Annotated in this window: 8 protein-coding genes; 2 read left to right on the forward strand and 6 right to left on the reverse strand. The window is 43.2% G+C overall.

Annotation, left to right across the window (positions count from 1 at the left end; all coding sequences use genetic code 11):
* The first annotated feature begins 318 nt into the window (after nucleotides 1-318).
* Nucleotides 319-744 carry a hypothetical protein gene (locus MiSe_RS44640; protein WP_226593035.1) on the forward strand — a complete coding sequence of 142 codons (426 nt, stop codon included), beginning with the start codon at nucleotides 319-321 and terminating at the stop codon, nucleotides 742-744.
* 88 nt (nucleotides 745-832) lie between these two features.
* Here MiSe_RS44640 and MiSe_RS44645 read toward each other — a convergent pair whose 3' ends face one another.
* From MiSe_RS44645 to MiSe_RS44670, 6 genes are all read right to left on the reverse strand, one after another.
* Nucleotides 833-1999 (reverse strand): hypothetical protein, encoded by a 1167-nt coding sequence (locus MiSe_RS44645; protein WP_226593037.1) that lies wholly within the window; start codon nucleotides 1997-1999, stop codon nucleotides 833-835.
* Between the two features lie 381 nt (nucleotides 2000-2380).
* A complete protein-coding gene (locus tag MiSe_RS44650; RefSeq protein WP_264197015.1) occupies nucleotides 2381-2899 on the reverse strand; it encodes a DUF928 domain-containing protein in 519 nt (172 codons plus the stop codon).
* A 292-nt stretch (nucleotides 2900-3191) separates the two neighbouring features.
* Nucleotides 3192-5600, reverse strand: coding sequence for a CHASE2 domain-containing protein (locus tag MiSe_RS44655; protein ID WP_226593040.1), 2409 nt, complete (start codon nucleotides 5598-5600; stop codon nucleotides 3192-3194).
* Between the two features lie 50 nt (nucleotides 5601-5650).
* Nucleotides 5651-6574: a DUF1822 family protein gene (locus MiSe_RS44660; RefSeq protein ID WP_226593042.1), complete on the reverse strand. Its 924-nt coding sequence runs from the start codon at nucleotides 6572-6574 to the stop codon at nucleotides 5651-5653.
* A 236-nt stretch (nucleotides 6575-6810) separates the two neighbouring features.
* Entirely contained in the window at nucleotides 6811-7170 is a 360-nt protein-coding gene (locus MiSe_RS44665) for a late competence development ComFB family protein (protein ID WP_226593044.1), read from the reverse strand.
* Between the two features lie 118 nt (nucleotides 7171-7288).
* Nucleotides 7289-8200 carry a hypothetical protein gene (locus tag MiSe_RS44670; protein WP_226593046.1) on the reverse strand — a complete coding sequence of 304 codons (912 nt, stop codon included), beginning with the start codon at nucleotides 8198-8200 and terminating at the stop codon, nucleotides 7289-7291.
* Between the two features lie 233 nt (nucleotides 8201-8433).
* On the opposite strand from MiSe_RS44670, the gene MiSe_RS44675 reads away from it, so the two are divergent.
* Nucleotides 8434-9561: a tail fiber domain-containing protein gene (locus MiSe_RS44675; protein ID WP_226593049.1), complete on the forward strand. Its 1128-nt coding sequence runs from the start codon at nucleotides 8434-8436 to the stop codon at nucleotides 9559-9561.
* The last annotated feature ends 230 nt before the right edge of the window (nucleotides 9562-9791 follow it).

The raw sequence follows: 9791 nt of genomic DNA on the forward strand, positions 1-9791 counted from the left end.
TGGGGTTGCAGTCAGGGTTTTCGCGGTACGGCATTCTATAATCTTGGGTGAGAAATCTTTGGTGATCGAAGCCGTGCCCCTACTGGGATGGATGGGGTTGCAGTCAGGGTTTTCGCGGTACGGCATTCTATAATCTTGGGTGAGAAATCTTTGGTGATCGAAGCCGTGCCCCTACTGGGATGGATGGGGTTGCAGTCAGGGTTTTCGCGGTACGGCATTTGACAATTGTTTGGCATCTGTGCAGCCGAGAAAAAAGTGTAATATCTGAAATAAATTTAGTTTCTATCCGTCGCAAAACTAACTCAATTGGAGGCAACAATGACACCTACTCTTTTTGGTCGCTGGCAAACTCGCTTGTTACTCCTCGCTACAGTAGGAGGAATCGTAACGCTGCCTTTTTATCTAGGATATATTGGCTCTGGTGCAGGTTTAGTTTATTTTTGGGTATTGGGGTATGTAGCACTTTTTGGCATTTTCTGGGATGTGGTTTATATTTATATGCAAAAGTTCCGCTGGGATCGAGATTGGCCTGCTGCATTTCAACTTTTGGCGGGGATTTGGGAAGGAGTATTTATAATAAGTTTGGTCAAAACTATAGGGCTACCCTCTGTGCCAAAAGAGTTAACGATACCAGGGTTTGCTTTTCACTACAGTTTAGTTTGGCTGGCAGTTTTTATCGCATCTCAAAGCATCATGCGAATTTTGTTTCCCTTTTGGCGTTTTCGCGGGGGACAGTGGCTTTAGGAATTTTAGATTTTAGATTTTGGATTTTGGATTGTAGGTTGGGGGGATCGAACGAGAAACCCAACCTACATAGCTGTCGTATTTTTATTCAAAAAGTAGGTGTAATATCGTTGACCGTTGCATCGGAATTACGACCTGTAGGGGCTTTTCTTGCAATTAGCAAGCTGGCAATTAGCAATGTTGATATTTGTAACTGTTGACGTAGATTAAAGCTAAATTTTAAGCCGTCATACCAGTAGGAAGGATCGTACCAAGTGGGACTTGTGCCACCGACGGGGGTGCCAAATTCATAGGTGGGAGGTACATCAAAAATTTGTCGTGTTGGATGTTTTGGGATACCTGAGTTCGGTTCTTTACCCTGCCAATGTTTGTCGCCTTTAACAGTTTTAGCGCTCGTCCAAACATAATTAATTTTTCCAGTATCGCCAAACGTCAGACGACCTTTTGAAACAGAAATTGCTGCGATAAAAGGCGCTACGACGATCGTAAAAGCCAGCAGTGCAGCTAGCAGACGTAAAACAGTTTGACGGCGTAACATCAACTGCATACCAAAAAGGCACAGCCCTTCTTCTGGAACATTGTCCTCCTCAAAACAACTCACCACAACACTCACTCCAAAGAACACAAATGCCAGAGGAAACATCACCGATTTAGACAGATAGCCTAAACCGAGAACAATCCCAAATAAAAGGTAAGTCCTGCAATTAGCGGTTCGGTTTTGCATTTGCAGCAGCAAACCACTAGCCAGGTAAACACAGACTGCTGTCGCATTATCAGGTGCATCTAAATGAATCCCGATCCATTTCAAGGATACCCAGAGGAAAAGCGCATAGCCCATAATCAGCCAGATCCACTCAGGGATTTCCCGCGATCGCTTCGATGTCGTCTGCTGGGTTTTCCGTTGATACTTAATCAGCTGTTGCAGAAAAAAATCAAAGCTGGCAAATGCAACTAAGAAGATGAAGAGATTGACAAGTTTAACTACAAAAAATTCCCAATAGGGCGGAGGTTGAAGAATAGCGATAAAAAATCCCAGTAACCAAGAATATAAAGGACTCCAATAGGCATTGATAGCCGTATGCCAATCGCCTCTCAGGTAAGCATCGCCAATATCCAAATATGAAACTGCATCTTCTGAGGATAAGCTGAACCGATACGCCCATGCTTGCAGCAAGCCAACTAACAGACCTAAAACCCAGAAGATTAGTTTTAATCCAGTGGTTTGCCTAACCAGGAACTTAGCCAATTTCAACATTACACTTCATCCTAAAGTTTGAGAACAAGGACGCTGGTAATAGGTAATTTTCAAGAGTATACTGAGCCATGAATCCAATTACCAATTACCAATTACCAATTACCAATGTCACAAATTATAACTAGCAACTTGCGTTATTAGATATTTCCAAACAAGAAACCCAAAGGCGGGCGAGACGCCCACCCCACAAGATCCCACCCCACAAGAATTTTTGGAGAAGTCTATTGTGCAAAGTTTACCCGATGCCCAAAAGTTGGTTCAACAAGGCAGAAGCTTGTACGAAGGTCTAATAGACAACTACTGTATTCCACCAAGTCACAAACCGCTATAGTGTCGTTGCGTAAGTCCTGAATTTTTGCTGCCAGGATTACCGTCCTGAATCTAAAATTGATTCACACTGCCAACAAAGGGTTCTCGGTTAAGTTGTTCCAAGGCAATTCCTCTCAATTGCAGCAGGTTATTCCACTCACGATCAAGTGTAGAATTTGAGGGATTTTGCAGGCGAAGCTTAGCTAGATTGGCTATAGCATCATACCAAATTAGGTTATTAGCATAGACAATGTACTCCTGTGGTGAAGCTGCTTTCAACTGTTGCTCAAGAACGGGTGTTAGTTCAACTCGTTGCACCCATCCTTCCACAAAAATAGAACCAGATGATTTCTGCTCTGAGCAATAAAGTTTGAAGTACCAACGATAGGATTTGTTAATTTCTAAGACTGTTGCTGTAGGCGGAAGGGTAACACTAACGAAACCAGGGTTTCCAGGCAATGTAAAACTGGTGCGGTAAACATCTTTTCCCTCTTCCTCCTGCAATATAAACTCTCCCAAGGGTGCTTCTTGGGCAGAATAGGGAACGTAAAACCAAAAGGTGGGGGATGCTCTAAAACTGTTTTTCCCCAGTTATTAAAAGGCGCTAAAGCTGTCAGTGGTGGCTCTTTAGATAGCCAGGAGTTACGGCTTCCTCCTCCCGTGCGGCGACCAGATCTTCCTTCACCTGAAAAATCGGGTTTCTCCTGTGCGGTTTGTTTTGTCTGGGGTGTAAGAAGATGGTTAACTAATCCAGGAGAATTTGCCCAGATTGGCGCAGGGTAAGTTGTTAAACTAATAAATACCCAGGTAATAGGCATTATGGGCAGACTAGGTAACTTCATCAAAGTTAAATTGCGATTTAAAGTTCTAGTACTTACTACAATTACTTTTCTTTAAATCCCGCAAAAATTACTACGCTGCCGCTAGTAAATATTAAAGCTAATGCCGATGGGACGAGTGGTACCCAACCACCGTTGAGTAAAAATACTAAGCACAGTCGATATAAAGTGCCGAGTGCGATGCCATTAATTAATCCCAAGCGTAGATGCGATTCGCCCAAAGGGCGTTCGCGCCAGCGTGCGGTCGGCATATCCGCTTCGCCCAATCGCACATACCAACCTACTACGCCTCCCACCAAAGACCAACCCCAGATCCAAAAAATTTCACCCCAAGCACACCACCACCAAATCAAGGGTCGTCCATCTAGAACAGCGCTAATAATCTGACTGGTCATCTGTGCCTGAATCATCACCCCTGGCATTTTATCTTGCCAATTTCCGGTGCTGTAGGGTGTGGGAAAATAATCTTTAAAAGTTTGGGCTGTGGTGCCAATTAGAACAATGCGACCTTTAACTAAATTGGGTAGTTCAGCGTCAATTCTACCGCTCAAAATCTCCGTAAGCTCGATTGTTCTTGCAATTGAACGAGAGCGGTAATTAAGTAGCAATTGGTAACCCCGCGTATCTAATTCGTGGTAGCCACCTGTATCGGGTTTAAGTTTATTAAAAACAACGTCACCAATCTGCAAATCCCCTTGCGGGGTTCGTTTGTAATCGATACCCTTATCAGCTAAATAAACTTGTGCAACTTGGAAGCTGAAAGATGTATCCGTAATACAAAAAGACTTAGGATTGCTCGCCATTCCTAAAAAATGACGACGAATCGCGCCATCGGGGTCAACTGGAAAGTCGCTAAAACTTAGGCGGTCTTTTGGAACTTCCGCCGGTGGTCTAATACCGAGATGTTTGTCGGTTTCACCGACTTCACATACAGCAATCAAACGTTGATTTTGCTGTAAATAAGTGGCTAATTCTGGATGTTTTGGATCGACGGGAAAATCGCGATAAATATCCAAACCGATAACTTGCGGTTGATACTGCTGTAGTTTTTTTAACAATTGTGCAAGTGCGCGGTCTGATAGAGATGCACCTCTTCTTTCCTGGGGATTCTGGTTTTGAACATCTTGTTCTGTTACTGTTATTACCAACAGGCGCGGATCTGGCGCTTCGTTTGGTCGCGATCGCATTAGCTGGTCAAACGCTTGCAATTCCAAACATTGGAATAATCCTAGCGATCGCATCGCTATAATTAAAACAGTAACAGCTACACTGGCAATCAAAGGAATTGGCAATTGGCGGCGATTAATTCCCTTTAATTGTTGCCAAGTTGGCGGTATAAAAGCAGGATGTTGAAAAATTACGGGTAACCAACTCGCACAAGGAAATTCTCGCTCAAGTTCATCATGTAGTCGCTGTCTTGCTTCCCGCACTGCTAAATACAATGATTTACCGCCAGCAAATGCGCGAATAAAATGTTTTAAAAATTCTTGCGCGACGCGATCGGGTACTAATTCCCGCATTACAATCATTTGCGGAATTTGCAAATCGTCGAGTTGTCGCGCTAATCCTAATCCATCACAAGAGTTAAAAATTGCCAATTTTAACCCGCGTTCCACCGCTTTCCTCAAACCATACCACAACTCTTGAATCGTAATGCTGTCGGTAGGATTGATATAAATTCGCCCCGTTTCTCCCTCGGTTTCACTATGTCCAGCAAAAAATATAATATCCCAGGATTGTTCCCAAAGCTGATTGTTTATTTCCCGAGCTTGTGGTTCAACCAAAACAACGGGGTCGATTTGAGGTAAATTTTTTAACAAGCAAAGATCAGCATCAATATCAATCCCTTCTTTATGGCCTAAAATCACTAAGAGTTTGATGCAGGATTTCCGCGGATTTTTTTGCCTAAAATTCCCACCCGTTTTAGATTCTAAGGGACTTAAAGCCACTTCTGCTAAACGGTATCGTTCAAAAAAATCCCAGAGATGCCAAGGAAGTTTTTGCAGGTGAAAATCGTCAGTACGAATTAGAAATCTAATCGCTTCGCCCGGGTGTATTTCTTCGCGCAAGCGACTATCTATTTCGCGAAACGATTCAGATTTAAGCCATGAATTAAGATAAGATTGCAACTGATAAGCCGATTCGCGGCATTCTTTAAGCCGTTGATTAATGGAACCTTTATGGATAATTTTTTTGCTTTTAATTCGCGCAGGTGCGCCCAAGCTACGATATTTCTCCTGCCAGTGTTGTTGTAAACAAGCCGCGAGTTCTGGATTAGCAGGTAAGTTACCCTTGATTTTGATAGTTTGTTGTAAACTATACTGCCGTAAAGCATAGGGATTTACAGAGTTATCCCTATCTGCACCTATCTCTAAAGTGACGCGAAAACCCTCATGCTCAAAATCGCCATCCAGTTCTAGAACAACTAACTTGCTCATAGTTATTAGAGGCATTTTACCATACAATTTGTGAGTTGATGTAAGGAAAATGCCTGCTTACAATCTCAAATTATAAAGTTTTCAGTAATGCTAAAATCTCCTAGAGTGACTTTGACACCAAAGCTTTCTCCAGGTTCGCCGCTAAACTGAAATTCTAAGCTTTCGCTACCACCCGCCTCTGCTTGCATGACTGATGTGCCAGTCTCGTCAAATAATATAAGCTGTAGATGCGGTGGCAGTTTAGCTTGAGTACCTAAAGCGTAGACTTCGATTGAGATATCTATTTCTGACTGTTGAGTAGGTATTAATCCTACTAATAACGCGACTTGCTGACCTGCTTGTTCCAACTTTAGCAGTTTACCTCGCTCAATATTGGTTGCCGGTGATTGCCTAAAATTAAATGCTAACCCCGATGGGGGGGAATCAAACAATGCTTCTAGGGTTTGCCAACCAGTATCAAAGCTATTTTGTATCCATTTGCTGAGGTTGACTAATCTTGGCTGCGGTTGTAATGGCTGAAATTGGCTGATATGCGCTGGTAGTTCTGCGAGCGATCGCAACTGACTCAGCGGCAATTCTTTTGTCGTCACGCTATCAACAAATCCCAGTAATTTCGCCTCGCGCAATGATTCATTTAATTGTACCGCAACATAGCCTATTCTCTCTGTCCAAACTTCTTCTGGAATTTCCACAACCTCGGCTGTAGGTAATACAGGTCTACATTCTAACTTGCCGTAATTTGACACCAGCAAATCCGCCACATTCATTAACCCCTGCATTATCGGATCGTAACTATCGCTATGTTCCCAATCTGTCTCAAACTCCCGGTATTTCAAGTAAACTTCTACCGCATACACCGCCAAAGTATTCAAATAAACATGTTTTGCTTTATGCGGATGATAGTGATGTTGTCGAAATTCTTCGGCTTTAGCATGAGCGGTCAATCCTAGCGGGAGGGTAATGGTTAGAGGTGAGATGGATGCGTTCATGGTTTGTTCCTGCGTGAAAGTAAAATTCCCTGTAAGATGCTTGGAGAGAGCTTGTATTAGAATGATGGCAGATGCTGAGGATGCGCCTACGCAGGCTGTTGCCAACGCAGTTATTTATTCATCAGCATAATGTAAATTAGCTGTTGTTTTCCAGTTGAGCTTATAAATGCCCTTACCCGGATCAAGCTTAAAGCTAAAACCCGTTTTTACAGGTTATTATAAAAACGAGTTAGTTATTAACACTTGAGCAAGGTTTGCATTTCTTGTGGTTTAATTTCTTCTACCACAATTAAGGGTAAGGGTGTTACACGCTTCAAGGGATCTCGTTGCACTGCTGCTAATCCCTGACGCACTGCTGAGGTAATCTGGGTTCCTAATTCCTCGGTAGCGCGCTTTTGTTGCCGCTGCCATCCCTCAAAACTGGTAGCATAAAGAGGCGGTAAACGATTTAGTGCATAGGCAATAACTTGTGCTGGATTGATATATTTGACCAACTTTGGCGGCAGATTCATTAGTTGCCGACAGGTTTCTTGGGCAACTAATGATTCAAGTACGTTGCGATATTTGATAATTCGCTCTGTTTGTCCGGTGTCCATATTTCTTTCTGTTCAAATTCTACGCATTACTCTGGCTAAAGCGAGGTCTTTTATGTAAAATTGGTAAACTTTATCAAAAATTTACATGGCCAGGGAAAACGCGACTGGCTGGACGCTGTTATTCTAAATCCAAATAATCTTGGAAGTTAGAACGAAATTTGCTGCAAGATTTCTGGAAAAAACAGCTCAAAGTGGGGATTTTGATGCCAAAATAATTCGATATTTCTTCCCAGCTTTTGCCGGAAAACCTGGAGAGAGCGATCGCGCGAAAATTGGCATCGGGTCGATCTCGAATATGGTGCTGCCCAAAAATATTATCCGGGTCGTTTTCGATATACTCCTTCGTTTGTTCAAGTAAAAAGTCCGAACGAGGTTGGGGCAAATTTTCCAGTTGTGCAAGGGTCGGCAAATTTTGCACCATCGGCTCGCTAAATTCGCGACGGGACTCTATAACGAGTCGATCTAAACGGAAATTTACCCAGTTCATAAATTTTTGATTCTGACCTCGGCGAGGGTCGTATTGGTTAATATTTTGGCAGACATAGGCTAGGGTTTTAACCACGGCTTCTTCATAGATCAGTTCGTAAATTTGAGGTAAAAATTTCTCGCGATGGGGACGACAAAGCCTACCTGAAAGCAGAATGGCTTCTACCAGTTCTCCTAACAAGTGACGCCGTAAGTCAGTTTGAGAAGGATGTTGTTGTATTTCTAGTGCTAACTGTTTGAGCTTTTGGTCATCTAAAATTTTTCTAAACGCCTGATGTCGCAGTTCGCTAACCCAAGTTCTTACAGGAATTTGCGTCGGGTTGTAACTGTCGATTTGCTGACTTATGTCAGATAAAAGGTGTGCTGTGACTTGCTCGTAAATTTCTCTTTGAACCGGAGATAAAGGTTGACCCAGAAGCGGACGGCAAATTGTGCGCGAGCGCAAAATTTCCTCGACCAACTGGGTTAACACAAACTGACCCTTTTGGCTGTGCGCCTCCTGGTGTCGCGCTTCCACAAGAAGCTGTTCGAGTCGCTTGCTCATGATAAGTGAAAGCCTCCCAGGGAATACAACTGATGACATCTATCCAGAGAGAATCATCTCTCCTCCTTACCACTCTGTCTGCTCCACCAGCGGTTATGTATTTTGTTACATAACTTAATTTTTGAGCAGTTCACATAAAACAGCCATTTTTGGCACGAGTAACAGGCGAGGTTCACAAGCGAGGTAGTTCAAGCGAACTGAATCTCCTTTTCTGCAATACCAAAGAGGAAATTATGTCAGAGCAAAATCTGCCCGCTCAAAAGCAAATAATCAATGCCAATGAGGAAACCATGTCCGACCAAATCGCGCCTGATGACACAACAATCAACGGCAACCTTTTTGTAACTAAAACTGTCAGCATCGGCGCCTGCAATACTGACGCTAAATTACACATTTCCGAGCCATCGTTGAGAGGAAATATTAAATTGTTTGCCATCTCTGGAGTAGGACATGATTTTGGTTATGACGGTGGAACTGACAATTTCTTTGCCTTTGCTCATTACGGACAAGAAAGCGGACAAACAAAATTTGTCTGGCAAGCGAATGAGGCTTCAACTAGAGATTTGCTGACAATTAAAAACACAGGCAACATCGGCATTGGAACCTCTGCGCCACAGAATCGGTTACATGTTGTCGCGCCGGGAGGATTCCCGAACAATGTCCCCATCGTCGCTCAGAGTGTTTCTACATTTTTTGGAGCCAGAGATGCTGCCGGAAATGAAAGGTTTGCCATCAATTTAGACAGCGATGGTACCAGTTATCCGGTTAACTTCTATGACAAATATGATGGGACGTGGAGACACTCAATCAGCCTAAAATTAGGTAAAGTTGGTATCGGGACGACGAATCCACAATACGCTCGTCTTACGATCGAAGATGGGGCTGTTCCTTTAGCCTTCCGTGAAAGCGATCGCTCCCTAACTGAGGGGGGACTTTGGCGAATGCCTTTGGATGCTGGTATGTTGCGCTTTGATGTTAATACTTCGGCATCGGGAAATTTTTTACCCTATATTACTCCGCTGACGATGTTCCCCAATGGCAATGTCCACGTCGGTGGCACTTTAACCCAAGGTTCATCAAGGGAATTAAAGGAGAATATTGCCGAACTTTCTGGAAAAGAAGCCGTTGAGGCATTAGAAAAACTCAACCCGGTTAAATTCAATTACAAAGCAGATAGCGAAAAAAATCTGCATATTGGATTTATCGCAGAAGATGTTCCAGAATTGGTGGCAACCTCTGACAGAAAAGCACTTAGTCCGATGGATATCGTAGCCGTCTTAACTCAAGCGCTGAAAGAGCAACAAAAGACCATATTGGCATTAGCAGAAAAAGTAAAACTTTTGGAATATCAGACTGCGTAAACGAGTAGGGAACGGGCAAAATATTTTGTACAAGCTAACATTTTATGCTGGCCGTGCCCCTACAACATTCGCGAAGATTTTTCCGAGAAACAAAGGTGGATTTGCGTTGCGATCGCTGCGAGTAGGGAACGGGCTAAATATTTTGTACAAGCTAACATTTTATGCGCTGTGCTACTACAACATTCGCGAAGATTTTTCCGAGAAACAAAGGTGGATTGGCGTTGCGATCG

Origin of the sequence: Microseira wollei NIES-4236 (assembly GCF_020521235.1) — a bacterium.
GTDB lineage: Bacteria > Cyanobacteriota > Cyanobacteriia > Cyanobacteriales > Aerosakkonemataceae > Microseira > Microseira wollei.